We start from the raw sequence: 25,040 nt of genomic DNA, 5'->3' as shown, positions 1-25,040 counted from the left end.
GTCAGTCCGCGTCGAGAACCGCGGGTTCGATGACGCCGGCGCGTTCGGTGATCACCCTGTATTGCTCCGGCCGCCGGTGCGCAGCGAAGTTGAACATCTTGTCCTTGCCCTGGCGGCAGAGGTCGAGATCGATGTCGGCGACGATCACCTCGTCAGTCAGCGTTGCGGCCTGCGCAACGATGCGGCCATTGGGATCGACGATGCAGGAGCCGCCGATCAGCCCGGAGCCGTCCTCCTCGCCTGCCTTCGCCACCGAGATCGCCCAGGTCGCGTTCATGTAGGCATTGGCCTGCGTCACCAGCGTGGAGTGGAAGGTGCGCAAGGAGGCATCTTCCGTGCTGCCGCCATTGGGATCGTAGGCCGCCGAATTGTAGCCGATGCAGACAAGCTCGACGCCCTGCAGACCAAGCACGCGCCAGGATTCCGGCCAGCGGCGATCGTTGCAGATCATCATGCCCATGATGGCGTGGGCCCAGGCTGAGCCAGCGCGGAAGGCGGGAAAGCCGAGGTCGCCATAGTCGAAATAGCGCTTCTCGAGCTGCTGGTAGCGCGCACCTTGTCGCGGCTCGACCGAGCCCGGCAGGTGCACCTTGCGATAGCGGCCGAGCAACTCGCCATCGCGATCGACCAGGACGGCGCAATTGTAGCGGCGTCCGTCCGGCGTCAACTCGGCATAACCGACATAGAAGCCGACGCGCAGCGCACGCGCACGGTCGAACAAGGCGGCGACGTTCGGGTTCGGCATGCCGCGTTCGAAATAATGGTCGAGCGCTTCGCCTTCGAGCAGCCAGCGCGGAAAGAATGTCGTGAAAGCAAGCTCGGGAAACACCACGAGGCTGGCGCCGCGGCCGGCCGCCTCCTCTAGCAGCGCAAGCATCCGCGACAGCGTATGCTCGCGCGTATCGGCTTTTTGCGTCGGCCCCATCTGTGCGGCGGCGGCGCGAAGGACACGAACCAAGATTGCCTCCAATCTGTGCGCTATGGCGCCTCAATGGGCGGATGAACCCTTTGATGCGACGTGCAAATCCGCGGCCATTACGCGGAAGCGGGGCTACAAAATCAATTCGTTCTGCTATGATGTTTTGGCCCAGAGTATAATCGGCAGTGATATGAACCTGCGCCAGCTCGAGATTCTCCGTGCCGTCATCCGCCACCGCACCACGGTTGCGGCCGCTGACGAACTGGCGTTGTCGCAGCCTGCCGTCAGCAATGCGCTGAAGACGATGGAGGCGCAGGCGGGGTTTGCGCTGTTCGAACGCGTCAACAACCGGCTGTTTCCGACCACGGAAGCGATGGCGCTCTACAAGGAGAGCGAGGCGATCTTCGCGCTGCACGCAAAGCTCGAGAACCGCGTGCGCGATCTACGCGAGAACCGCTCCGGGCATCTCGCGCTGGTCGCGACGCCGCCCCTCGCCTACAGCATCATCCCCTCGGCGCTGTCAGGCTTCCTGCGCCGTCGCCCCGAGACGCGGGTGTTCTTCGACGTGCGGCGCTATGAGGGCATTATCGAAGGCGTGCTCAACCGCGTCGCCGAGCTCGGCTTCGCGCTCGGGCTGACACATCATCCAGGTATCGCCCATGAGGTGGTGCACACCGGCGAGATGGTGTGCGTGCTGCCGCCGCAGCACCCGCTCGCCGACCGGCCGGTGATCTCGGCCTCGGACCTGTCCGGCCTGCCCTTCATCGGGCTCGAGCGCGGCACGCGGCTCGGTGAAGCCGTGCGCGACAGTTTTGCCCGTGCCGGCGCGCCGTTCCGGCCGACTGTCGAGGTGCGCTACTGCAACACGGCCTGCGTGCTCGCAGCCGCCGGCGTCGGCGCCGCGGTGGTCGATCCCTTCTCGCCGCGGCAGAACGGCGGGACCGGCCTCGTCGTGCGGCCGTTCGCGCCGACGACGCACGCCGTGGCCTATATGCTATGGTCGGAAGCCGAGCCGCTGTCGCGCCTGGCCAAGGCGTTTCTCAACGAGGTCCGGAAAGAGAGTGCGCTGCTGGAGCGTACAGCGCCACACCAGCAACATGGGGCAGGAAGCGACTGACCTTAACCTTTACCCGAGGGCACATGGGACGCATCACCATCATCGAGACCGGGCAGGTCCCCCAAAAATATCGCGAGCGCCACGGGTCGTTCCCGGACATGTTCGAGCGCATGGTCCGCGCCGAGGACCCGGCTGCGACGGTCGAGATCGTCAGCATCCCGAACGGTGATGCGCTTCCCGATCCGCGCAATTTGGAGGCGGTGCTGATCACCGGCGCGGCCGCCGGCGTTTATGACGGGCTCGACTGGATCGCGCCGCTGGAAGATTTCGTGCGCACGGCCTACGCCAGCAGGACACCGATGGTCGGCATCTGCTTCGGTCATCAGTTGATCGCGCAGGCGCTCGGCGGCACCGTGCTCAAGTCGGAGAAGGGCTGGGGCATCGGCCGGCACGTCTATCAGGTGCTGCCGGACAACGGTGTCGTCGACGGCGAAGCGGTCGCCATCGCCTGCTCGCATCAGGACCAGGTGATTGAGCCGCCGAACGATGCGCTGACGATCCTCTCCTCCGACTTCACCCCGCATGCCGGCCTGCTCTACGCCAACGGCGCGACGCTCACCCTGCAGCCGCATCCGGAGTTCGACGTCGAGTTTGCGCAAGTGTGCTGCGAGCTGCGCGACGGCAAGGCGCCGGACGCGGTCGTTGCCACCGCGAGGGAGTCGCTGGCGAAGCCGATGGACCACGCCAAGCTTGGTGGGGCGATTACGAGGTTTCTGGCGCGCAAATCCATCCCCTCATCCTGAGGAGCGCGCTTGCGCGCGTCTCGAAGGATCGAGGCCCGGATGCAGCAACGGGGCCTGCATGGTTCGAGACGCCGCTTTGCGGCTCCTCACCATGAGGGGCGAGAGTTGTTTGCAAGGTTCAGAACGGATCCGTCCCCAACCCCGCTACGTCCGCAGGCCTCGGCCCCGGTGCCGGCCAGTGAAACCGCCGGTCCTTCTCTGCAATCGCCACGTCGTTGATCGAGGCCTCGCGCCGCCGCATCAGGCCGTGCTCGTCGAACTCCCACTGCTCGTTGCCGTAGGAGCGGTGCCACTGGCCGCTGGCATCGTGCCATTCGTACTGGAAGCGCACAGCGATGCGGTTTTCATCAAACGCCCAGAGGTCCTTGATCAGGCGGTAGTCGTGCTCCTTCTCCCATTTGCGGGTGAGGAACGCGACGATGGCTTCGCGCCCCTGAAAAACCTCGGAGCGATTGCGCCAGCGGCTGTCCTCGGTATAGGCCAGCGAGACGCGCACCGGGTCGCGCGAATTCCAGGCATCCTCGGCCATGCGCGCCTTTTGCGCGGCGGTCTCACGTGTGAAGGGTGGAAGCGGCGGGCGCGACATGATGGCCTCATCTGTTGGCGGGAGTGCAATCTATCGCCGCGCGCGGGGGAGTCGAGAGGCCGTCCGCTATCGCCCGATCACGAAATCAGATCAGCCTTCATCAAGGCGCGGATGGACTTCGGGATCGGCTGGGCGCGGCCGCCGCTGATGAAAGCGACGCGCACCTCGGCTTTCACCAGCACGTCCTCGCCGCGGCGAACTTCCTGCGCCAGCATGATGGAGGCGCCCTTCACGGCGACCGGCCAGGTCACGACATCGAGCACGTCGTCCATCCGGGCAGGCTTGAGGAAATCGAGATGCATCGAACGCACCACGAAGGCGAAGCTTGCGTCTTCCGACTCGGCCTGCTCGAACAATGCCTGCTGCTCGGCGCCCATCAGCCGCAGATGATTGGTCCGTCCACGCTCCATGAAGCGCAAATAGTTGGCGTGATAGACGATGCCGGAAAAATCCGTGTCTTCGTAGTAGACGCGGACCTGCATGTGGTGGCGGCCGTCGCGGATCTCGCCGTCGAGATGAGCTGTCACGTCGCGAGCCTCTTCGCATTTGGGTAACCAGCCCGTTTTGCGCAAAAATGGCCGGCTGCGCAAGCGTCGCTAGACGACCAAAGGCCCTCGCCCCAGCGTCACCTCGACGATCTCCGGCGGCACGCCGACGCGGAGCGGCATAATGCTGCAACCGAGGCCGCCGGAGATGATGACGTCGCATTTCAGCCGGACATGACCGTAGGCGAGCCGGAGGCCGTGCTGCGGCGTAACCGCCGGCGACCAGCCGAGCAGGCGGACCTGGCCGCCATGGGTGTGGCCGGACAGTTGCAGCGCGACGCGGGCGGGCACGCGCGGCGCGATATTGGGCTCGTGCGCGAGCAGGATGATCGGCGAATCGTCGGTGACCTTGGCAAGCGTCGCGTTGAGATCGTCGGCGCCGAAGCGCCCCGTGCTCCGGAACCGTCGCGCCGGCAGAAAGGCGAGTTGATCGCCGAGGCCGGCGAGCCAGAACGCGCGGCCATCCTTGGTGAGCCGCACGACGTCGTTCTCGTAGACGGGAATGCCGGCCGTCTCCAGCGCGCGATGCGCGACCGTCGGTCCGTGGCCTGCCTGCTGCACGGTCCTGTCGGCCCAATAGTCATGATTGCCCATGACGGCGTGGACGCCGAGCGGCGCTTTCAGGCCGGCAAGCACCTTGGCCCATTCACTCGCCGGAATGATGCGCGTGACCTGGTGCAGGCCGGCGACATAGTCGCCGAGCAGCACGATGATATCCGCGTTGAGCGCATTGGTGCGATCGACGATGGCTTCGATCCGCTCCAGCGACATCCAGGGATCGCAGGCATGGATGTCGGCGATCACGGCGATCTTCAGCGGGAAATCCGCCGGCCATTGCCTTGGGGTTGGATGATAACGGGTGACGCGAAGCCGCAGCATCGGCTCGACGCCGACGCCATAGGCCGCGGTCGAGACGCCGAGGGCGGACAGGCCGCCGATGGAACGGAAGAAATGACGGCGCGTGATCATGGCAGCCCGATCGTGATGCGGCTTCTTGATGCGATCCTATTGGAGCGGAAATGGGGTGCGTTTGTGCAGACCGTCTGCACGAGATCACCGGAAATTCATGACGGTCCGAGCAGTGCGTACTTGCGCAGATCAGTCGTCGCTCTCGTCGGTGCCGAACAGGCCGAACTGTGCCGCCGCATCGCGCGAGGGCTCGCTGATGCCGAGATGGCGGAAAGCGTGCGAGGTGAGCAGGCGGCCGCGCGGGGTGCGCTGCAGATAGCCGCACTGGATCAGATAGGGCTCGATGATGTCCTCGATCGCATCGCGTGGCTCGGACAGAGCGGCGGCCATCGTCTCGACGCCGACCGGGCCGCCGCCATAGTTCTGCGCGATGGTCGTGAGGTAGCGGCGGTCCATGGCATCGAGGCCGGCCGCGTCGACCTCGAGCGCGCTCAGCGCGTGGTCGGCAATCTTGCGATCGATCCTGTCGGCATCGGCCGCCGAGGCGAAATCGCGCACGCGGCGCAGCAGCCGGCCGGCGATACGCGGCGTGCCACGGGCGCGGCGCGCGATCTCGTTGGCGCCATCCGCGCTCATGCCAACGTTGAGCACGCGGGCGCCACGGGTGACGATGCTCTCAAGCTCTTCGATCGTGTAGAAATTGAGCCGGACCGGAATGCCGAAACGATCACGTAACGGATTGGTGAGCAGGCCGGCGCGCGTGGTGGCGCCGACGAGGGTGAATTTCGACAGCTCGATCTTCACCGAGCGCGCCGCCGGGCCCTCGCCGATGATGAGGTCGAGCTGAAAATCCTCCATCGCGGGATAGAGTACTTCCTCCACCGCCGGGCTCAGGCGATGGATCTCGTCGATGAAGAGCACATCGCGCTCTTCGAGATTGGTGAGGAGTGCTGCGAGATCGCCGGCCTTGGCGATGACCGGACCTGATGTGGCGCGAAAGCCGACGCCGAGCTCCTTGGCCACGATCTGCGCCAGCGTGGTCTTGCCGAGACCGGGGGGACCGACGAACAGCACGTGATCCAGCGCCTCGCCGCGCTTGCGCGCCGCCTCGATGAAGATGGACAGATTCTTGCGCGCCTGCTGCTGGCCGACGAAGTCGGACAGCGATTGCGGGCGCAGCGCAGTGTCGCCGACATCATCGCTGCGGCGCTCGGGCGTGACCATGCGGTTGGCCTTGGGATCGCTCACTCAGCGGACTCCCGAAAATCGTAGGTGGGCAAAGGCGCTCTTCGCGCCGTGCCCACCATGTCGCTGATCGCTCTATAGATGGTGGGCACGCTTCGCTTTGCCCACCCTACGAGATTGACCATTTCCGCACTCACTTCGACAGCTCCTTCAGGCCCAGCCGAATGAGCTGCGCGGTCTCGGCGCTCTCGCCGGCGCTGCGCGATGCCGATGCGATGGCCGCGGCCGCCTGCGGCTGGCCGTAGCCGAGATTGACCAGCGCGGAGATCGCATCCGCGACGGGCCGCGGCGCGCGCTGGTCGTCGACGGCGCCAGCGAGGTGCACGACCGCCGGATCGACATTGGCGAAGGCCGGCGCCTTGTCCTTCAACTCGGTGACGATGCGCTCGGCGACCTTGGGGCCGACACCGGGCGTGCGCGCCACCGCGGCCTTGTCGCGCAACGCGATCGCGTTGGCGAGGTCGGACGGCTGCAGCGTGCCGAGCACGGCGAGCGCGACCTTGGCGCCAACGCCCTGCACGGTCTGGAGCAGGCGAAACCACTCGCGCTCCTGGTCGCTGCGGAAGCCGAACAGTTTTATCTGATCCTCGCGGACATAGGTCTCGATCGACAGCACGGCGGCCTCGCCCGGCGAGGGCAGATGCTGCAGCGTGCGCGTCGAGCAGTGCACCTGATAACCGACACCGCCGACGTCGAGGATGACGAAGTCCTCGCCGTAGGAATCGATCAGGCCCTTGAGCTTGCCGATCATAACCCTGCCACCTTCAGCCGCAGCGCGGTGCTCTGGCGATGATGGGCATGGGTGATTGCAATGGCGAGCGCGTCGGCGGCGTCCGCGGAGGGCGGATCGGCCTTGGGCAGCAAGATCTTGAGCATCATCGCGATCTGCTGCTTGTCGGCGTGGCCGGCGCCGACCACCGTCTTCTTCACTTGGTTCGGCGCGTATTCGGCAACGCTGATACCAAACATCGCGGGCGCGAGCATGGCGACGCCGCGGGCCTGGCCGAGCTTCAGCGTCGCGACGCCGTCCTTGTTGACGAAAGTCTGCTCGACCGCGGCTTCCATCGGCTTGTGACCGGAGAGGACGGCGGCGAGCCCCTCATGGATCGCGAGCAGCCGGCTCGCCAGCGGCAAATCGTCGGGCGGCTCCACCGAGCCACAGGCGACGTAGATCAGGCGGTTGCCCTCGGCCTCGATCACGCCCCAGCCGGTGCGGCGCAGGCCAGGGTCGATGCCGATGATGCGAACGGGGCCACGAATCGGGAGCGTCGTCATGGGCCAGTGATAGCGGCTGGCTGCGGTGGGGGAAACAGAAACAGAACGAAAGTAACAGGGGAAAGCCGGTCTCGTAGGAGCGTGCCGCGCTATCCGCCGCACACACCGGCGTCATACCCCGCGAAAGCGGGGTATCCAGTACGCCGCGGCCTGTCCGTATACCTCTGGCGTCTCTGGAATACTGGGTCGCCCGGTCAAGCCGGGCGACGACAGCGGAATTCGGTCCTCAGCCGCCCATCTTCGCCAGCAGCGCGTCCGACACCTCGAAATTGGCGTAGACGTGCTGGACGTCGTCGTGCTCGTTGAGCAGGTCCATCAGCTTCAACAGCTTCTCGCCGGTCTCGTCGTCGACCGCGACGGTGTTCTGCGGCTTCCAGATCAGCGCGGCCTTGCGCGGCTCGCCGAACTTGGCCTCCAGCGCCTTGGCGACGTCGCGATAGCCTTCGGTCGAGGCGTAGATCTCGTGGCCGCCTTCGCTCGAGATCACGTCGTCGGCGCCGGCCTCGATCGCGGCATCCAGCACCGCATCGTCGGAGGCGACGCTGCGGTCGTATTCGATGATGCCGGTGCGGTCGAACATGAAGGAGACCGAGCCGGTTTCGCCGAGATTGCCGCCGGACTTGGTGAAGAAGGAGCGGATGTCGGAAGCCGCACGGTTGCGATTGTCGGTCAGCGCCTCGACGATGACGGCAACACCGCCGGGGCCGTAACCCTCGTAGCGGATCTCGTCATAATTCTCGCCGTCGCTGCCGAGCGCCTTCTTGACGGCGCGCTCGATATTGTCCTTCGGCATGTTCTCCTGGCGCGCCGCGGTGATGGCGGCACGCAGGCGCGGGTTCATGTTGGGGTCGGGCGTCCCCAGCTTGGCCGCGACGGTGATTTCCCGCGCCAGCTTGCCGAACAGTTTCGACTTCTGGGCATCCTGCCGCCCCTTGCGGTGCATGATGTTCTTGAATTGGGAATGTCCGGCCATGCGTGAACTTCTCTAGGGGAATCGTGCCAAGGTGAGCGTGGGGAAGCGCGGCCTTATAGGCCGCCACCCCACCGGAAAGAAAGAGGCTCTACGACTTTAAGGTAACACCGTACTAGCCCCTGCCTAGATGTCAGGCATCGTTAACCCTGATTTCATTCCAGCCTGCGAAAATAGCGTCCGACCGTCCCCCGACAAGAGAGACCTGATGGCATTCGGACTATTTCGGAAGCGTCTGCCGGAAATGGCTGCAACTGCGGCGGTCCCGCAGGCTGCGCAGCCGGTGGCCCATTCCGAGCCTGCCGCGGTCGTCGAAGCCGATTCCGCCAAGGAGATCCTGGAACTGTTGGAACTCGAGCTGGGCGCCATGATTCGCCAGCTCGAGCGCGCCGCCAATTCGGTGGCGGGCGGCGCCGAGGCGACCGCCACGACGCTTGCCGCCATCCGCGACCGCACCGACGCGCTGACCGGCCGGACCAACGCCGCGCAATCGAACGCCTCCACCTTCGCCCATGCCGGCGACAAATTCACCCAGTCGGCGCTGGGCATCGGCGCGCAGGTTCGCGAGGCCGGCAAGCTCGCCGACGAGGCCAGCGCCGCAGCACAGGAAGCCCGCGCCAATGTCGATCGCTTGCGCGAATCCTCGGCCGCCATCGGCAACGTCGTCAATCTGATCGCACAGATCGCGCGGCAGACGACGCTGCTCGCGCTCAACTCGACCATCGAGGCCGCGCGCGCGGGCGCGGCGGGAAGAGGCTTTGCGGTCGTCGCCACCGAGGTCAAGGCACTCGCGGTGCAGACCCAGGGTGCGACCGAGGAGATCACCAAAAAGATCGACGCGCTGCAGCGCGACGCCGCCGGCTCCGCGGATGCGGTGCACCGCATCTCGCAGGCGATCGAGGCCATCCGCCCGGTCTTCGCGACCGTCAACGGCGCGGTCGCCGAACAGAACGCCACCACCAGCGAAGTCTCCGGCAGCGCGACCAGCGCCTCGGAATTCATCATCTCGGTCGGCGAAAGCGCAGCCGAGATCGATGCTGCGACCAAGGCGGCCGAGAGCCACGGCGAGAACGTCGCCAGCGCCGGCAGGGCGGTCACCACCTTCGCGCAGAAGCTGAAATCGCGCTGCGCGGTACTGCTCAAGCAGAGCGAGCACGACGACCGCCGCAAGACCGAGCGGCTGCCCTGCCATCTCAAGTTCGAGACCGCGCGCGGCGTGATGCCGGTCTACGAGATATCGATGGAGGGAGTGCTGATCGGCGGCGCGGATGCGGGCCGCCTTGCATCGCAAGCCATGGTCGAAGGCACCCTCGAAGGCGTCGGCGCCTGCCGCCTGCGCGTGGTCGAGCAATCCAAGGCCGGCGCCCGCGCGCACTTCGTTAGTCCCAATGCCGAGCTCCGCGAGAAGATCGAAGACCGGCTGTGGTCGATCCACGAAGAGAACACGGAATTTGTAACCCGCGCCATGGAAGCGGGCAACGCACTGACCGCGATCTTCGAGCAGGCGGTCGCACGCGGCGAGGTCAAGATCGACGACCTGTTCGACACCGATTATGTCGAGATCGCCGGCACCGATCCGCAGCAGTACCGCACCAGATATCTGGACTGGGCCGACCGCGCGCTGCCGGCGTTCCAGGAAGCTTTTCTGGCAAAGGACCCGCGCCTGGCGTTCTGCGCCATGGTCGATCGCAACGGCTTCCTGCCGGTGCACAACAGAATCTATTCGCATCCGCAGCGCCCGGGCGATGCCGCCTGGAACACGGCCAACAGCCGCAACCGGCGGATGTTCAACGATCCGGCGGGGTTGGCTGCCGCGCGCAACCTGCGCTCGTATCTGGTGCAGAGCTATGCGCGCGACATGGGCAACGGAAATACGGTGATGATGCGCGAGATCGACGTTCCGATCCGCGTGCAGGGCCGGCACTGGGGCGGATTCAGGACGGCCTACAAGCTCTAGTGCGCGCTCAGGCAAGACGCCAAAGCGCGAATCACCTCCTAAGATCGATATTGGAATGGGAATGCCGCGGAGAGCCGGCGAACGGCTCTGACTGGAGGACTCTCAAGACATGTCCGTCGTACAACTTGCAGTACTGGACACCGGCTCCAACCGAACGCTTGCCGAACGGCTGATCGATCAGCTCGCCGACCGCATCGGCGGCCTCGGCGTGGAACTCGCTGACATCGCCGGCAACGTCCAGGAAGTCGCCAACCGCGTCGCGAACCAGTCGGATCGGTTCCATCACCTCCAGGAAACCGCCGAGACGATGGTCTCGGCCAATCACGACATCGCCAATGCGTCACAGGCGGTGCAAACGACGACGTCAGCGGCGGTCGGCGAGATCGCGCAGTCGCGCGGCGCGGTCGACGCCGCGGTCAGCCACATCTCCGAACTCGTCGCAGCCGTGGAGCGGATCGAGGCGCGCTTGAGCGCCGTCGGCTCCGCGCTGGCACAGGTCGCAAAAGTGTCCGGCTCGATCGAGGCGATCGCGAAGCAGACCAATCTGCTCGCGCTCAATGCCACCATCGAAGCGGCACGCGCCGGCAATGCCGGCCGCGGCTTCGCGGTGGTCGCAAGCGAGGTCAAGAACCTCGCGGAAGCCACCCGCCAGGCCACGCACCAGATCTCCGACACCGTGCGCGATCTCGACGGCCAGATCGAAGGCCTGATCGGCGAGAGCAGCGATGCCTCGCAGCGCGCGAAGACCGCCGGCGAAGGCGCCCAGCGGATCTCCGGCATCATCTCGCGGGTCCAGCAGGGCTTCGCCTCCGTGGAAGCGGAGATCGGCAGCGTCACGCGCGCGGCAACCTCCAATCTCGGACATTGCGACACCGTCATCAGCGAGCTGAACGAGCTCGCCAGGGGCGTCGACCTCTCCTCGCGCGATCTCAAGAACGCCGATCAGCGCGTGACCAAACTGCTCGACACCTCCGAAGGCCTGATCGCGCTGATCGCCGACAGCGGCGTCGAGACATCGGATGCGCCGCTGATCCGCATCGTCGTCGAGACCGCCAAGCGGATCTCGGACGAGTTCGAAGCCGCCATCGGCCGCGGCGAGATCACGCTCGACCAGTTCATGGACGAGAACTACCGGGAGATTCCCGGCACCGATCCCAAGCAGTACAACACCAACTATGTCGACTTCACCGACCGCGTGCTGCCCGCGATCCAGGATCCGATCCAGAAATCCGATCCCCGCATCGTGTTCTGCGTCGCCTGGGCCAAGGGCGGCTATCTGCCGACGCACAACCCGAACTACCGCCTGCCGCAGGGCAAGGACCCGGTCTGGAATAACGCCAATTGCCGCAACCGCCGCCTGTTCACCGATCGCACGGTGCAGAAGGTCGCGGCCAACACCAAGCCGTTCCTGCTCCAGACCTATCGCCGCGACATGGGCGGCGGGCAGTTCGTGCTGATGAAGGACCTGTCCTCGCCGATCATGATCCGCGGCAAGCACTGGGGCGCCTTCCGGATGGGCTTTCGGCAGAGCTGACGGGTCGTCGCGACGCGCTTACGACGGCGACGCATGGCGTCCCTGAATCAAAAACCTCGAAAACAACCCCATGCACAGTAGCCGGCGCGAGCAGAATCAATGGCTTAAGCGCCTGATAAAATCGCTCGTCCAGGCGCTCGTGCGGCCGTTGCGCCGTCGGGCAAAACAGGCGCATACTGCTACTATTCCGAAATTTCCATTCCTCCTCTTCCCTCTCCCCTTGTGACAGAAGCCGTTTTCGAGAACGCCGTTAAACTCCCTGAATTCACAAGGTAATTTTTCCGCGCAACGCCGCAGAGACTGTCTCAAGCGGTGTCGGGGCCGGGTCCTTTGAAGGGCATAGAAACGTGGGGGACCCCGCAACCCCTTAGATTGAAGATATTTCACCCGGGCATTTTTCAGGTTGCGTTGCGGGTTGGTACTAAATTGTGGGGCATGTTCCAGCAGTCCTCCGGAAGCCCATGACGGTGCGCGATTTCGCATGTCGAAGACATGCGCCCCGCTGTAGAAGCAAGCACATTTGCGGTCGCAAAAGCTCATCATCTCTATCACTTGATGAGGTCTGCTAACCGTGCCAGCGTGATGGTGCACCTCGCGTTGCGATTGGGACCGCATGTTGAAGGCGTTCGCATTATCGATTTGTGCTGGCTTCCTTCTGCGGGCGACTTGTCATGCTGCAGAACTGACCGAAGACACCGCATTCGGCCCCGCGCCAGTCGCGCCAAAAGTTGACTTCCAGTCGCTTCGGATCAAGGGGCTCATCGTTGCGCTGCCCGGCCCGCAGGACACCATCGACCCCGATTTCGCTGGCATCCGATCAAGTCTTGCGGCGCTCGGGATCGGCTACGTCGGCTACACCAACAACAACTTTTACAACAACATGCTGCCTGCAGAACGGAGCACGTTCGGCCAGCAGGTTTATAACGGTCAGAAGCCGACCTTCTTCACGAATAACGTCATGCAGATGACTTACGACCTCAGCAGATACGGGATTTCCGACGGGCAGATCGTGGTTGGCGGCATCTACAACTATGATACCTGGGAGCCCGCCGGGCCGAACGCATTCAGCCTGGCGACGCTCAGTTATTATCAGACCTTCCTGAATCGGCAGGTGGAATTGAAGGTCGGCTATCTAGCCAATGTCGTGGAGTATTGGGGACCATTTCTGGCAGGCAATTTGTCGTCCAGCATTTTTGGACCGAGCGGACAAATTCCGGTCGCGGCGGGTCTAAGCGCCTGGGCCTGGGCGAAACCGGCGATCAACATCAAGGTCAACGGCCCGGAGGGGCTATATGACAAATTCGGTGTGCAGGTGGCGAGCAGCCCGGATGGCCCCTTCGCCGAGAAGGCTGCCAACCCGACCGGCCTGGACTGGTCTACGCCGAACAGTGGATTTCTCGCGATCAACGAGGTTGGCTATCGCAAGGAGGCCGCCCCCGGCCAGCTCGCGACCTGGGTGCGTGCCGCAGCCATCATCAACACCAGCAGATATGTCGATTTCGAATTCGGCGGGCGGAATGCCGGGAATTACGCAGCCTATCTTTTGGCGGATCGACAATTTGTCCAACTTGCTCCAGTCGAAGGTCAGACTGCGAGGGGGTGGTACGCTGGTCTAACCGCGATGTACGCTCCGCCGGAATTCAATCGCGTCAGCGAGTACTATGAGGCACGCCTCTATGGGATAGGTCTGCTGCCCTCCCGGCCGGGCGATATGGTATCCTTGGTTATCTCCTGTAATGTCTTCAGCCAATATCTGGTCGATGCCGCCGTGCGAGGCGGCCAGCTCGCGCATACCGAAAATTTTTCGATAACTGCAGCCTATTATGCACCCGTTGCGCCCGGCATCCGCGTGGGCATCGGGCTCGGATACACCAATAACCCCACGCCGGTGGTCTATACGCCGAAGACCGGGAGTGCCCTCAACGTGTTAGCCAATGCGACGATGTACTGGTGAGGCGACCATCGCGATGACCTCGCTAAAGCGGCGCGTTTGCGTGTGGGTCGCTGCCGTCGTCGTGCTCGTCGTCTCAACGGGTGGCACAACGGCCGAACCCCGGTCTGGCGAGATTACCGCTCAACCGAAAAAGGTTTTGCTGCTTCATACATTCGGCCCGAATTTTGAGCAGGGAGCCGCATGGAGCAGGGAAATTCAGAGAGAACTCAACAAACAATCCCCTTGGCCGCTGAACATTCAGGAACACTCGCTCGTCACGGCGCTGGATGGGGACGACGCCGCCGATGCGAAATTTGTTGAGTATCTTAAGGCGCTCTATGCTCAACGGCCGCCAGATTTGATCGTCGCTCTAGGTGCACCCGCTGCCCTCTTCGTCCAGCAGCACAGGCCAAACCTCTATCCGACAACGCCGATGCTGCTTGCCGCAGTCGAGGTGCGGCGGGTTGAGCCATCCATGTTGTCGGAGCGGGACGCGTTGGCCGGGGCGCGATACGATCAAGTCGCCGCTTTTGAAAACATTTTGCGGCTGTTGCCGGAGACAAAAGCAATCGCGATCATCCTCGGAAACTCCCCCGGTGAGCGCTTTTGGGTTGGCGAGCACCAGCGGATAGTCGGTCCACTGCTGAAGAAAAACAACGTTGAATTGATCTTTTACGGCGAACAGCCGTTAGCGGATATACTGAAGGCAGTTGCGACTTTGCCACCGCACACTGCACTTTTTTATCAGCAGTTGGCGATCGACGGCGCAGGTGCCGTGTATGGGGACAAGGAGCCATTGAGGCGCATCTATGAAGTCGCCAACGCTCCCATTTTTTCATTCGATCAGTCTTATTTTGTCGGTCAGGTCGTAGGCGGTCCGATGTTCTCACCGGCTGAGGGCGCCCAGCCAATGGCTGCTGTTGCCATGCGCATGTTGGGAGGCGAGAAGATCAGCGGCATCAATCCCATCGGATTTTCAGCACCGAAATACGATTGGCGACTACTTCAGCGCTGGAACATCAGCGAGAGTCGCCTCCCGCCGGGGAGCGAAATCATGTTTCGGGAGCAAACTGCGTGGCAGCGTTATTCCTCACAAATCGTGCTGATCACTGCCATTCTTCTCGCGCAAGCTGGGTTAATCTTGGCCCTGCTGAACGCACATCGTCGGCGTCGGTTGGCGGAAGTGCAAGCGCGGCAGCGAATGAGAGAACTTGCCCACGTCAACCGCTTCTCAACCGCTGGGGAACTTACTGCGACGATTGCCCATGAAATAAATCAGCCGCTCGGGGCCATTCTGACGAATACCGAAACGGCACAGGCGATGCTTAAATCCCGCAATCCGGACCTTGCCGAACTAAGTGAAATCCTGGGCGATATTCTGCGGGATGATCAGCGCGCCAGCGAAGTCATTCGAAGGTTACGAAGCCTGATGAAAAAGGCTCCCTTCGACCCGATAGAATTGGACCTCAACGGTGTTGTGCGGGAAACCGTAGATTTTCTTTCAGCACTGGCCATCGCACGACAGATCGAATTGACCAGCCTGACTACGCAGATTGCGCTTCCGATCCTCGGCGACCGCATTCAACTTCAACAGGTTGTTCTGAACCTTGTAATGAACGGCATCGAGGCGATGAAGGATACGCCGCCTGAACATCGCAGCATCAGCATCCGGAGTTCGCGCGTTGAGAAGTTTGCGGAGTTATCCGTGTCGGATCGCGGGCCCGGCATTCCCGAAGACAAATTAAACGAGGTTTTCGAGCCGTTTTTCACCAGCAAGGCGGAAGGCATGGGCATGGGGCTATCCATCGCGCGCACCATTATCGAAGCGCACAACGGGCGCATCTCGGCCGAAAATCGCGATCACGGCGGCGCGAGGTTCCGGATCAGGCTTCCCATTGTCGGTTGACCCAAAACGGGCCGTGCGCCAAACGCGTGGTCGACCCTATCCATCCGAAGGCGGTGCCGGCGATCCTGATCACCGACGAGGAGCGGGACGTGCGGACGCGCGCGCCATGGGATGAGGCCAAGGCCTCGCAGCGACCGCTGCCGGACGACGCGCTGAGGATCGTGATGCGTGGGGCCGACAAAGAGGATAGCGCGGCGGCAGCATGACTGCGATGTCCCTCGCCGGGCGTCTCGTGCGGCCGTTGCGCCGTCGGGCAAAACATGCGCAGGATGCTATTATTCCGAAATTTTCATCCTCTCCTCCTCCCCTCTCTCCTTCGGAACATGCGGCTCCATTTAATTGACTGACACAAAGAGCAAACCGATGTCGGTGTTCGTATAGTGTCCCTTGCGCGCGGTTCCTGATCGCGCGCGTCGTCTCGGTGGGATTTGGCCCGCAGATCGCGACGCGTGGGGGCTGATCCGCTGCCCGGCCTTTGCCCGGTTCTGTGGCCCTGCGCTGGCGGCGCGATGTACGGCCTTCCATCGGCCCGCGCTGGCGCGGGCCGATGCTGTTGTTACCCCGATGAACGATTACTTCTTCTGCTCGGTCGCGGCGCCGGTAGTGGTGCCGTCGCGTGCGTCCCGCCGCTCGTCGCGCCCGGTGCGCCGTTCCTGGCGCCGCTCGGCGCGTCCCGTGCGGCGTTCCTGTCGTCGTTCTGTGCGTCCGCTTCGCCGTTCCTGGCGCCGCTCTGTGCCAGACTTCACCGCGTCTGCGGGCGGCGTCGTTGGCGTGGCAGGCGTGGTGGTGGCTTGGGCTTCCACCTCAGACGCCGTCAGAATTGCTGACGAGGCGACAACTCCAAATGCAGCCGCGCAGCCAAGAAAAGCGAGTGCGCTGCGCCGACAGACCTGTTTGGCGTTTGAATCTTGAACCATTTCCTTGCTCCGGTTTCCTGCCACGGAGCATGTCATTATCGTTGCAAGCCGAATTATTGATCTGGATCAACTTGGCGCGCGCTTCCGAGCCACGCTGGAATATCCACTGACGGTATCGCCACTCTCGGAACGTGAGGGATGATGGTCCCCGCAGTGACAATCAGTCCGTCGTTGAATTTGGTTCGCGCAAAATCCTTCGCCGCAGCTTCGGTCTCAAAAGTCTTGGTTAAGCGCGGATGTCGCCGTTTTGACAACGTGCCATCCGGCGGCACTTCAAAGGTGACGTACCAAGTGTGTTTCATGCCGTGATCGCCCGGTCTCGGTCGCCGGTCCTCGATGACGGGGGGCCCCCTCAGATGCGGCTGAACAAGCATAGCGTGAGCGCAAAGGATGCTGACGTTGACGCAAATCAAAGAAACGTCCTGCGCTCGTCGGGCGCTGCCTGACCCGTTTGCCTAAAGCGGCCTTACTTAGCTGCGACCGGATTGCCCGTGTCGTGTTGCGACTGGGCCTCGGCGGCCAAGGCCAGCTTTAGCCACTCGTCGGCGAACAACAGCCACTGTGCCTTGCTGGATGGGCTGTTAGCCTTGGCCGCCTCAGCTCGACATTCCTCGTACTGCTCGCGGTAAATCCTGCCCCCATTCACGCACGGATGTTATCCAACCAAGTAACACTGGGAATATGCGATTTCGGCATGCCTTGTTGCAGATCAACGCTTGGCACTATGCAGTTTGTGCCAAGCGGAACTTCATCTTCGACGGGATTATCCTCCGGTCGTGATGCCTGCCGCTCTCGCGGTGTCGCGCGCCTGCCGCCATCGGTGCGGTGCCTGCCGTCCCGTCGCCTACCGCCGTGGTGACGATGACGCGGTGATGGTGCGAGCCGTTGCCCGTCCTAACCTCAAGAAACTGGGAGGTTTAATCCATCGTGGGTAAACCTTTGCCGCGCGCCAGCAGTGCGCGGGTTCGATTGATCTACATCAACCTCCCGCCGCGGAGAGAGCCGCAATCTCGCGAGCGGGGCTTAAAGGATTCATGGAAGGGTTCCGTTATGCTCCGCTATATTCTCGCTCCTCTCGCCGCTTTCGTTTTGCTCATCGCCTGCTTGATCCCCGATGATGCCGAGGCTCGACGCGGCGGAGGTGCCTATCGGGGTGGCGGCGGTTACCGCGGCGGTGCGGTCGCAGTTCGAGGACCGCGAGGCGGCGGCGCTGTTGCGGTGCGCGGCGCAGGCTATCGGGGCTACGGCTATCGGGGCGGTTATCGCGGCTACGGCTATCGGGGCTACGGTGTGGGAGCGGCAGCGGTAGGCGCGGCTGCCGTTGGCGCTGCTGCGTACCGCCGCAGTTGCTACGATGCTTACGGAAACTATATTTGCGCCTATTAATCCGTGGCGACGCGCGATAGCGCGGCTTGACCCTCTGTGCGCGCAAGCGCTGGCGGTGACCGTCCGACGATGGCGACCTGCGCCATCGGGCTGCAGGTACTCTGCACGACCTGGCCTATCGCGGGGACCGCGCGACGCCCCGCTATGAATATATTTGCAAATCATCACACCGGCCTAAATTACACAGCTATGTGCACCCAAGGCGGTGCGCGATGCAGCGGCTCTCGAAAGCGGGCGTTGACCGTCGTCGCGGCGGTCGTCATCAAGTTGGATCAGACGGCGCCCAACTCCCACGCCACTCTTGCGGACCTGTTTGTATCAGAATTGCCCTGTAATTTCCCCTTGTCTCCACTTATTGATAATCTAATCGAGCGGATACGGTACTCCACTTGGATCGGGGCTCGGAGTGCGATGCTTTTCTGGCTGCCTCCCTCATGGCAAACCTGTCGGGTGCGGAGCTTCACCGCTGCGTTGACCATCGCTTTGTTGATCGCGACGACAGGCCAAAGTCCGGCAGCTGATCCACAGCCAAAGCGAGTACTGATGCTGCATTCATTCGGTCTTAGGTTCAGACCTTGGACTGATTATTCGGAAGCCCTTCGCGCCGAGCTAAGCCGACGGGCATCCATTGAATTTCAAGACCAATCGCTGGTGAATGCCCGGCGAAGCAGCGACAAGTCAGACGCCCCATTTGTCGAGTATCTTCGTTCCCTCAATATAGACCAGCCGCCCGACCTGATCGTCGCGATCGGTGCGCCTGCTGCCAATTTCGTGCAGGCGCACCGCAAGGACCTCTTTCCAACCACGCCGATGCTGTACACCCTGGTAGAGCGACGCCGCGTGGACTTCGATAAATTGACCAAGTACGACACTGTCGTGGCAATCACGAACGACGATCCCGTTTTCTTTGAAAATATCCTGCAGGTCCTACCTCAAACAACTATGATTGCCATCGTAGTCGGTGCTTCGCCGAGCGAAACCTGGTGGCGTAACGAGGTCGCCAAGTCCACCGCGCGGTTCGCGGATCGTGTCCAGTTTCGATGGTACAATGAACTTTCCTTCGAAGACATGCTTAAGGATGCGGCCAACCTTCCCCCGCACAGTGCGATTTTCTGGATCGGATTGAATGTCGATGCGGCGGGAGTGGCGCATGAGGGTAACACTGCGTTTACCCGATTTTACAGCGTAGCCAACGCACCCATCTTTTTTCACGACGAAAGTTTTTTTGGAGAGGGCATCGTCGGTGGACCAATGCAGGTCGTCGCCAGACAAAGCAAGCAGGCGGCGGAAGTCGCGCTTCGCATCCTTAACGGCGAAAATGTTGCCGACATCAAGCCGACTTTTGTCCAGCTGGCCGCGCCTATGTTCGACTGGCGACAAATGCAGCGGTGGGGAATCGCCGAGCGCAATCTGCCGCCCGGTAGCGCCGTCTACTTCCGGGAGCCCACGTTGTGGGAGCGATATTGGTGGCAAATCACGTTCACTATCGCGCTTGTCCTCGCGCAAGCGGGACTGATCGCGCTTTTGCTATTTGAGCATCGTCGGCGTCAATTCGCCGAAGTACAGTCGCGACAGCGCATGGCTGAACTGGCCCACGTTAATCGCTTCGCGACCGCTGGCGAACTGACCGCCTCGATTGCTCACGAGATCAACCAGCCGCTTGGGTCTATTCTGACGAACGCCGAAACCGCAGCCGCGATCCTGCAATCGCAGCGTCCCGATATCGCTGCACTTTCCGATGTTGTGGAACTCAGGGAAATTGTAAACGATATTTTGCAGGATGACCGGCGTGCCACCGAGGTCATTCGCAGGATGCGCAGCCTCCTAAAAAAGGCGCCGTTCGAATTGAAGAAATTGGACCTCAATGAGGTTGTGCAAGAGACGGTCAGATTTCTTTCGGCGCTAACCGTCAGCCGAAAATTCGAAATGGTCAACGCGATCACGTCCGATGCGCTACCGATCCTCGGCGACCGCATTCAGCTTCAACAAGTCATTTTAAACCTTGTGCTGAACGGGGTCGAGGCTATGAAGGACACGCCTCACGAAAGCCGCACTATCAGCATCCGGACTGCGCGCGTCGATCAATTTGCCGAGCTATCCGTATCAGATTGCGGACCCGGCATTCCAGAAGACAAATTGAAACAAGTTTTCGAGCCGTTTTACACCAGCAAAGCGGAAGGCATGGGCATGGGCTTGTCCATTGCGCGCACCATTATCGAAGCCCACAACGGGTTCATATCAGCGAGCAATCGGGAGCACGGCGGTGCCTCGTTCACGATCAGGCTTCCCTTTGTCGGTTGATCCAAGACGGCGCCCGTGGGCGGAACGCGCCGCGATCGAGCCGATCCATCCAAAGGGTATTCCGGTGATCCTGACAACCGACGAAGAGCGCGATGTGTGGATGCGCGCGCCGTGGGATGGGCTAAGGCATTGCAGCGACCTGCCGGCGCCATCGTTCTTACCCAACTTGCGAATCTCCCCTGCGGCCATCCTTCGAGACGCCCGCCTCCGGCGGGCCCTCAGGATGAGGACGGAGTTTGTGGCAGCAATTTCGACAGGCACGGCTGCCCGTCAGCCTCATCCTGAGGAGACCGCGACGCGGTCGTCTCGAAGGCCGAGGCGCTCGCTCAGGCCCCGCCCTGCTCATATGCGATAATCCGCGCCGTCGATCGACTTCCACAATCGCACGACTTTCGTCATCGCATGATTTTGCGTATTCGCACGATCATCTGCGGTGACCAACGACGCCTGTGAAGAAAAAGCGTCAAAAAATGACGCTTATCATATCAATTAGCCCAAAATCACCGCAGCGATCGCCGCACAAATTCGTGAACGTCATGGCCTGACGCGCTCACCGCGCAAATATGCATTGCCGGACATGTCGACGCTTCATCGTTTCGCATCGATATGATTATTGTGCGCGCAAATTCGCTGACTAGATCGCCGCAAGCGATCGAGCGAGCAAGGGGATGCATATGGCAACTGTTCTCACCATCAACGGCGAAACGAAATCGTTCGACGCGCCACCTGACATGCCGCTGCTGTGGGTCCTGCGCGACGTCCTCGGAATGACCGGCACGAAATTCGGCTGCGGCATCGCGCAATGCGGCGCCTGCACCGTGCATGTCGACGGCAAGGCGGTGCGCTCCTGCGTGCTGTCGGTCAGCGCCGTCGCGAACCGCGCCATCACCACCATCGAAGCCGTCGGCAACACGCCATCGGGCGCGAAGGTACAGAAAGCCTGGCTCGATGCCGAAGTGGTCCAGTGCGGCTATTGCCAGTCCGGCCAGATCATGGCTGCCGCCGCATTGCTGGCGGCAACGCCCAATCCTGACGATTCCGACATCGACGCCGCGATGGCCGGCAACATCTGCCGCTGCGGCACCTATGTGCGCATCCGCGAGGCGATCAAGCACGCCGCCAACGGCCAGTCCTGAGGTCCGCCATGAATGCACACAACAACGTTTCCCGCCGCGCGCTTCTGACCGGCGGCCTCGCGAGCGGCTTCCTGCTCGCCTTCCACCTGCCGCTGCGCGCCGCCCCCAACGAGCCAGTGCAGCCGGAGGACAAGACCGACGGCAAGTTCGCGCCGAATGCCTTCATCCGCATCGATCCCGAAGGTCTGACCACACTGGTGATGCCGCAGGTCGAGATGGGACAGGGGATCTACACCGCGGTCTCAATGATCCTGGCGGAAGAGCTCGACGCGGACTGGTCGAAAGTCCAACTGCTGCACGCTCCGGCCAACGAGAAGCTCTACGGCAATCCCATTTTCATCATTCAGGCCACCGGAGGCTCCACGTCGGTGCGGGCGTTCTGGAAACCGCTGCGGGAAGCCGGCGCCAGCGCGCGCGCCATGCTGGTGCAGGCCGCAGCCGCGCAATGGGGAGTCGATCCCGCCAGTTGCACGACGTCGAAGGGTGCGGTGACCCACAAGGCCAGTGGCCGGACGCTTGCTTACGGGGCGCTCGCGGCTGCCGCAAGCAGCCAGACGCCGCCCAAGGACGTCCCGCTCAAGGACCCCAAGGATTTCGTCTATATCGGCCAGCCGTTCAAGCGGCTCGACACACCTGACAAAGTCAACGGCAGGGCCGTCTACGGCATCGACGCCATCGTGCCGGACATGAAGTTCGCAACGCTGGCGCAGTGCCCGGTTTTCGGCGGCAAGATCGGCAAGGTCGATGACCGTGCCGCGAAGAAGATTCCGGGCGTGCGGCAGATCGTCGTGCTCGACGACCTCGTCGCCGTCGTCGGCGACCACATGTGGGCGGCGAAGAAAGGCCTGGATGCGCTCGACATCGAGTGGAACGAGGGACCGAACGCGAAGATCAATTCGAAAGCGATCTGGGACGATCTGCGCGCCGCCAGCGCAAAGGACGGCGTGGTCGCCAAATCCACCGGTGACATCGCCAAGGGCCTCGCCTCCGGCGAAAGGATCGAGGCTTCGTTCGAGCTGCCGTTCCTCGCCCACGCAACGATGGAGCCGTTGAACGCCACGGTGCATTGCAAGCCCGACTCCTGCGAGATCTGGACCGGAACGCAAATCATGGCGCGGGTGCAGTCGGAGGCGGCCAAGGCCGCCGGGCTTCCGGTCGAGAAGGTGACCGTCAACCAGCACCTGCTCGGTGGCGGCTTCGGCCGCAAGCTCGAGCCCGACATGGTGGTCACGGCGGTCCGCATCGCCAAGAAGGTCGACGGGCCGGTCAAGGTGGTGTGGACCCGCGAGGAAGACATTCAGCACGACGTCTATCGGCCGGTCTATCGCGACACGATCGCAGCGACCCTGTCCAACGGCAAGATCGCCAGCTGGAAATACAAGATCACCGGCGCTGCGATCATCGCGCGCTGGCTGCCGCCGGCGTTCCAGAAGGGCATTGATATCGACGCGGTCGATAGCGCCACCGACGTGCCCTACGAGATCCCGAACTTCCACGTCGAATATGTGCGGGCCGAACCGCCGGCGATACCGACCGGGTTCTGGCGCGGGGTGGGACCCAACAACAACGTGTTTGCGGTCGAATGCTTCGTGGACGAACTGGCGCGCAAGGCGGGCAAGGACCCCGTCGAGTTTCGCCGTGGCATGCTGGCCAATCAACCGCGCTTCCTGTCGGTCCTCAATCTCGCGGCAGAGAAGGCCAATTGGGGGCAACCCTTGCCGGCGCGCGTCGGGCGCGGCGTGTGCCTGCAGCCGTCGTTCGGAAGTTTCATCGCAACCGTGGTGGAAGCGGAGGTCGACGAGCAAGGCGAGGTCAATCTGCGCCGTGCGACCTCGGTGGTGGATACCGGCATCGCCGTCAATCCCGATACGATCGTGGCTCAGGTCGAGGGCGGGCTGATCTTCGGCCTGACCGCCGCGCTCTACGGCGAGATCACCATCGACAAGGGGCGCGTCCAGCAATCCAACTTCAATGACTACCGGATGTTGCGGATCAACCAGACACCCAAGATCGAGGTTCACGTCGTCAAGAGCGGCGAGGCGCCCGGCGGAATTGGCGAGACCGGCACGACAGCCGGCCCGCCGGCACTGCGCAACGCCATTTACGCGGCAACCGGCGTCGCACTGCGGCGCCTGCCGATCGATCGGAAACTGCTGGCTGCGGGGAAAAAGGCATGAGCGGCAAGATGCGTATCCTCACTGGCCTCGTCGTGATCGCCATTGTCGCGGTGGTATCAGGCGTCTGGATCATTCGCGGGCCCGGCCCGCTCGATTTTGCCGGCGGCACAAAAGTGGCGCTGGCGGATTACCGTGCCGGCAAACCGACCGGCGTACCGGCCAAGCTGGAGAAGGCGAGCCTGGTCGAACGCGGCGAATATCTCGCCAAGGCCGCCGACTGCATGGTCTGCCACACCAAGCCGGGCGAGAAGGACTATTCCGGCGGGCTCGGCTTCAAGCTGCCGTTCGGCACGCTCTATTCCACCAACATCACGCCGGACAAGGACACCGGCATCGGCAATTACAGCGACCAGGATTTTCTCAACGCCGTCCAGCGCGGCAAGCGCCATGACGGCGCCCGCCTCTATCCGGCGATGCCGTACACGTCCTACACCTATATGACCGACGAGGACGTGCTGGCGGTGAAGGCCTATCTGTTCAGCCTTCCGGCGGTGCGCGCGAAGCCGCCGGAGAACACGCTGTCGTTCCCGTTCAACCAGCGCTGGGCGATGATTGTCTGGTCGGCCGTGTTCAATCCAGATACGCGCTTTGCGCCCGATACATCGAAAAGCCCGGAGTGGAATCGCGGTGCCTATCTCGCGGAGGCGCTGGCGCATTGCGGCGAATGCCATACGCCGCGCAATCTCGGCTTCGCGCTGGACAACCGCAAGAAATTCGCAGGCGCGATCACGGCCGGCTGGCGCGCCTTCAACATCTCCTCCGACAAGGCCACCGGCCTCGGCAGCTGGCGCGACGAGGACCTGATCGCCTATCTGTCGCTCGGCCATGCGCCGGGCCACGGCTCGGCGTCGGGTCCGATGGGCGAAGCGGTCGACCACAGTTTTAGCCAGTTCGCGCCCGAGGACATCCGAAGCATCGTTGCGTACTTGCGCAGCGTGCCGCCGCAGCCCTCGCCCGACCTGCCCGCAACCACCGCGCCGGTCGCACCCGCCTCGCACAAGGATGGCGTCACGGCGGACGCACGCGGCAAGAAGGTGTTCGCCAGCGCCTGCGCCAGCTGCCATGGCTGGAGCGGCGAGAGCCCGGTCTCGCCGATGGCGACGCTGACCGGCACCTGGGCCGTCAACGACCCCGCCGCCACCAACGTCGCGCAGATCGTGCTGTCAGGCACCAAGCGCCACACGCCGGACGGAGCGCTGTCGATGCCGGCTTTCGGTGAGGCGTATACCGACGACGAGATCGCGGCGGTGGCGAATTACGTCACGACCCGGTTCGGTGCGAAGGGCTCGAGGCTGACGGCGAAGGACGTGGCGGAGTTGAGGGAGCAGACGGCGGAGTGATGCAAGGTTCGCATCACCCTCCGGCGTCGTCCCGGCGAAGGCCGGGACCCATAGCCACTGGCAGGAGTTTGGCGAAGACTGGTCGTTCGGGATTGCCACCGTCCGCGACCGATAGATCACGCGGTATGGGTCCCGGCCTTCGCC

Annotated in this window: 20 protein-coding genes and 1 pseudogene; 11 read left to right on the top strand and 10 right to left on the bottom strand. The window is 63.0% G+C overall.

What is annotated here, in order from left to right; all coding sequences use genetic code 11:
- Position 1 precedes the first annotated feature (1 nt).
- Positions 2–958: an N-carbamoyl-D-amino-acid hydrolase gene (locus C7G41_RS07375; protein WP_081747991.1), complete on the bottom strand. Its 957-nt coding sequence runs from the start codon at positions 956–958 to the stop codon at positions 2–4.
- Between the two features lie 151 nt (positions 959–1,109).
- Here C7G41_RS07375 and C7G41_RS07370 point away from each other — a divergent pair, with 151 nt between their 5' ends.
- Positions 1,110–2,036, top strand: a complete 927-nt coding sequence (locus C7G41_RS07370; RefSeq protein WP_106941921.1) for a LysR family transcriptional regulator — start codon at positions 1,110–1,112, stop codon at positions 2,034–2,036.
- A gap of 23 nt (positions 2,037–2,059) precedes the next feature.
- The gene (locus tag C7G41_RS07365; protein ID WP_106941920.1) at positions 2,060–2,779 is read left to right on the top strand and encodes a type 1 glutamine amidotransferase; all 720 of its coding nucleotides are present in this window, start codon (positions 2,060–2,062) and stop codon (positions 2,777–2,779) included.
- A gap of 118 nt (positions 2,780–2,897) precedes the next feature.
- Here C7G41_RS07365 and C7G41_RS07360 read toward each other — a convergent pair whose 3' ends face one another.
- The 7 genes from C7G41_RS07360 to C7G41_RS07330 all read right to left on the bottom strand — a co-directional run bounded on the left by C7G41_RS07360 (position 2,898) and on the right by C7G41_RS07330 (position 8,312).
- Positions 2,898–3,365 (bottom strand): nuclear transport factor 2 family protein, encoded by a 468-nt coding sequence (locus tag C7G41_RS07360; protein ID WP_106941919.1) that lies wholly within the window; start codon positions 3,363–3,365, stop codon positions 2,898–2,900.
- A gap of 77 nt (positions 3,366–3,442) precedes the next feature.
- Positions 3,443–3,847: a tol-pal system-associated acyl-CoA thioesterase gene (gene ybgC / locus C7G41_RS07355; RefSeq protein WP_245446480.1), complete on the bottom strand. Its 405-nt coding sequence runs from the start codon at positions 3,845–3,847 to the stop codon at positions 3,443–3,445.
- Positions 3,848–3,961: 114 nt separating this feature from the next.
- Positions 3,962–4,879 carry a metallophosphoesterase gene (locus C7G41_RS07350; RefSeq protein ID WP_106941917.1) on the bottom strand — a complete coding sequence of 306 codons (918 nt, stop codon included), beginning with the start codon at positions 4,877–4,879 and terminating at the stop codon, positions 3,962–3,964.
- 129 nt (positions 4,880–5,008) lie between these two features.
- The gene (gene ruvB / locus C7G41_RS07345) at positions 5,009–6,043 is read right to left on the bottom strand and encodes a Holliday junction branch migration DNA helicase RuvB (RefSeq protein WP_018454589.1); all 1,035 of its coding nucleotides are present in this window, start codon (positions 6,041–6,043) and stop codon (positions 5,009–5,011) included.
- 154 nt (positions 6,044–6,197) lie between these two features.
- Positions 6,198–6,815, bottom strand: coding sequence for a Holliday junction branch migration protein RuvA (gene ruvA, locus C7G41_RS07340; RefSeq protein ID WP_027515524.1), 618 nt, complete (start codon positions 6,813–6,815; stop codon positions 6,198–6,200).
- Positions 6,812–7,339: a crossover junction endodeoxyribonuclease RuvC gene (gene ruvC / locus C7G41_RS07335; protein ID WP_007599969.1), complete on the bottom strand. Its 528-nt coding sequence runs from the start codon at positions 7,337–7,339 to the stop codon at positions 6,812–6,814. Before ruvC ends, ruvA begins: the two co-directional genes overlap by 4 nt.
- A gap of 226 nt (positions 7,340–7,565) precedes the next feature.
- Positions 7,566–8,312 carry a YebC/PmpR family DNA-binding transcriptional regulator gene (locus C7G41_RS07330; protein ID WP_106941916.1) on the bottom strand — a complete coding sequence of 249 codons (747 nt, stop codon included), beginning with the start codon at positions 8,310–8,312 and terminating at the stop codon, positions 7,566–7,568.
- A 205-nt stretch (positions 8,313–8,517) separates the two neighbouring features.
- Between C7G41_RS07330 and C7G41_RS07325 the strand changes: the two genes are divergently transcribed.
- The 5 genes and pseudogenes from C7G41_RS07325 to C7G41_RS07305 form a co-directional block, all read left to right on the top strand.
- Positions 8,518–10,266, top strand: a complete 1,749-nt coding sequence (locus C7G41_RS07325) for a methyl-accepting chemotaxis protein (protein ID WP_106941915.1) — start codon at positions 8,518–8,520, stop codon at positions 10,264–10,266.
- Positions 10,267–10,375: 109 nt separating this feature from the next.
- Positions 10,376–11,800, top strand: coding sequence for a methyl-accepting chemotaxis protein (locus C7G41_RS07320; RefSeq protein WP_106941914.1), 1,425 nt, complete (start codon positions 10,376–10,378; stop codon positions 11,798–11,800).
- 613 nt (positions 11,801–12,413) lie between these two features.
- Positions 12,414–13,754, top strand: coding sequence for a carbohydrate porin (locus C7G41_RS07315; protein WP_106941913.1), 1,341 nt, complete (start codon positions 12,414–12,416; stop codon positions 13,752–13,754).
- Between the two features lie 13 nt (positions 13,755–13,767).
- The gene (locus C7G41_RS07310) at positions 13,768–15,639 is read left to right on the top strand and encodes a HAMP domain-containing sensor histidine kinase (protein ID WP_106941912.1); all 1,872 of its coding nucleotides are present in this window, start codon (positions 13,768–13,770) and stop codon (positions 15,637–15,639) included.
- 26 nt (positions 15,640–15,665) lie between these two features.
- Positions 15,666–15,845, top strand: a pseudogene (locus C7G41_RS07305) (SOS response-associated peptidase); the annotation flags it as partial.
- Between the two features lie 366 nt (positions 15,846–16,211).
- Here C7G41_RS07305 and C7G41_RS37315 read toward each other — a convergent pair.
- Together C7G41_RS37315 and C7G41_RS07300 are read right to left on the bottom strand one after the other, a co-directional pair.
- Positions 16,212–16,385, bottom strand: coding sequence for a hypothetical protein (locus C7G41_RS37315; RefSeq protein WP_158267992.1), 174 nt, complete (start codon positions 16,383–16,385; stop codon positions 16,212–16,214).
- A gap of 224 nt (positions 16,386–16,609) precedes the next feature.
- Positions 16,610–16,858: a hypothetical protein gene (locus C7G41_RS07300; RefSeq protein WP_106942189.1), complete on the bottom strand. Its 249-nt coding sequence runs from the start codon at positions 16,856–16,858 to the stop codon at positions 16,610–16,612.
- A gap of 1,495 nt (positions 16,859–18,353) precedes the next feature.
- Here C7G41_RS07300 and C7G41_RS07285 point away from each other — a divergent pair.
- The 4 genes from C7G41_RS07285 (at position 18,354) to C7G41_RS07265 (ending at position 24,896) form a co-directional block, all read left to right on the top strand.
- The gene (locus tag C7G41_RS07285; protein WP_106942188.1) at positions 18,354–20,243 is read left to right on the top strand and encodes a sensor histidine kinase; all 1,890 of its coding nucleotides are present in this window, start codon (positions 18,354–18,356) and stop codon (positions 20,241–20,243) included.
- Between the two features lie 674 nt (positions 20,244–20,917).
- Positions 20,918–21,379: a (2Fe-2S)-binding protein gene (locus C7G41_RS07275; protein WP_199198238.1), complete on the top strand. Its 462-nt coding sequence runs from the start codon at positions 20,918–20,920 to the stop codon at positions 21,377–21,379.
- A gap of 8 nt (positions 21,380–21,387) precedes the next feature.
- Positions 21,388–23,556: a xanthine dehydrogenase family protein molybdopterin-binding subunit gene (locus tag C7G41_RS07270; RefSeq protein WP_199198237.1), complete on the top strand. Its 2,169-nt coding sequence runs from the start codon at positions 21,388–21,390 to the stop codon at positions 23,554–23,556.
- Entirely contained in the window at positions 23,553–24,896 is a 1,344-nt protein-coding gene (locus tag C7G41_RS07265) for a cytochrome c (RefSeq protein ID WP_106941906.1), read from the top strand. Before C7G41_RS07270 ends, C7G41_RS07265 begins: the two co-directional genes overlap by 4 nt.
- Positions 24,897–25,040: the final 144 nt, after the last annotated feature.

It is taken from the genome of Bradyrhizobium sp. MOS002 (assembly GCF_003020115.1).
Classification (GTDB): Bacteria; Pseudomonadota; Alphaproteobacteria; order Rhizobiales; family Xanthobacteraceae; genus Bradyrhizobium.
The sequence above is the reverse complement of the archived record's forward strand: the minus strand, read 5'-3'. Positions and strand labels throughout refer to the sequence as shown.